Origin of the sequence: Aeromonas sp. HMWF014, from assembly GCF_963878295.1 — a bacterium.
In the GTDB taxonomy this organism is placed as follows: domain Bacteria; phylum Pseudomonadota; class Gammaproteobacteria; order Enterobacterales; family Aeromonadaceae; genus Aeromonas; species Aeromonas popoffii.
The window spans coordinates 1-1543 of sequence record NZ_CAWNYS010000406.1 but is presented as its reverse complement, the minus strand read 5'-3'; the positions used below and the strand labels follow the sequence as shown (position 1 = coordinate 1543).

Below are 1543 nucleotides of genomic sequence, written 5' to 3'. Positions count from 1 at the left end.
GCCCTGGCGATGTGGTCTCACGCGCCAGCTTTGAGATGGAAAAAGCCATCATCGCCACCATTGCCGAGGGCAAGGGAGCCGCTACCCCCTACATGGACAAGGTGCCCGACCAGCTGCTCGCCGGGCTAACCCCAGGGCAGTCAGAGGCCACCCGCCTCATCCTTGAGAGTGACGACCAGTTTATCGCCATCCAGGGGTATGCCGGGGTGGGTAAAACTACCCAGTTCAAGGCGGTGCTCAGTGCCATCGACACCCTCCCCGCCGAGCAGCGCCCCACCGTGGTCGGTATCGGCCCGACCCACCGGGCTGTGCACGAAATGCAATCCATCGGCGTCAAGGCCCAGACCCTGGCCTCGTTTCTGAGCGAAAGCCGCCAGCAGGCCATGGCCGGCGAGACGCCAGACTACCGCAACACCCTGTTCCTGGTTGATGAAAGCTCGATGATTGGCAACCGGGATATGGCCGAGTTCAACCAGCGTGTTGCCGCAAGCGGGGCCAGGGTTGTCAGCAGCGGCGACACCGCCCAGCTCAAGGCCATCTCATCGGGTGCCCCGTTCAAGCTAATGCAAGAGCGCAGCGCCATCGACGTCGCGGTGATGAAAGAGATTGTCCGCCAACGCCCCGAGCTCAAACCCGCTATCTACAGCCTTATCGAGGGCAACCTGGCCCGGTCACTGGCAGAGCGTGAAGCGGTTGCCCCCACCGTGGTGCCCCGCGACCCGCCTCTCGCACCTGATGCCTGGACACCGGAACACTCGGTGATTGAGGATGCCAATCCTGCCGCCCTGGTGGTCAACGATTACGTGAGTCGCACCAGGGAGGCCCGCGATAACACCCTGGTGATCGTGCATCTGAACAAGGTGCGCCACGAGATAAACGGGGCCATTCATCAGGCGCTGTTTGATAAGGGCCAATTAGGCAAGCAACAAACCACCCTCACTATCCTTGACCCGGTTCGCATTGAGGAAAACAGCCTTCGCAGCAGCGCCCTGGTGGCCGGCAACAGCTTAAAGGGCATGGTCGCGGTGGTTGACCAGCAGTACTACACCCTAAGCGCCGTTGACACCCAAGCGGGCACCATGACCCTCACCGATGCCCAGGGCAAGACGCGGCTGCTCTCCAACGTCGAGAACACCGCCCATGACCTCGCTATCTATCAGCCAAGGGACATCCAGGTCAGTGAGGGGGATAAGATCCGCTTTACCCGCACCGTCAATGAACATGGCCATGTCGCCAACAGCCAGTGGCAGGTCACGCGCATCGAGGAGAATGGCACCCTGGTGCTCAGCGATGGCAGCAAAGAGAAAAACCTGCGCCCAGGGCAGCAGCAGGAAGACCAGCATATCGATTTGGGCTATGCCGTGACCGCCTATGGCGCGCAAGGGGCCAGCAGCCAATATGCTATCGAGCTGCAGGCGGTCAAGGGCATCAACCGCAACTTGGTCACCTTGGCATCGGCATATGTGCCCGCCTCGCGGGCCAAGGAGCACCTGCAGACCTACACCGACAGTATCGAGACCTGGCAGAAGATGCTGGATAGAAG

1 protein-coding gene is annotated in these 1543 nt (G+C 61.2%); it reads left to right on the top strand.

Annotated features, from left to right (window positions below):
* Window positions 1-35: 35 nt before the first annotated feature.
* The coding region (locus tag AAC083_RS16375; protein ID WP_258224727.1) for an AAA family ATPase at window positions 36-1543 on the top strand (1508 nt) is incomplete at its 3' end.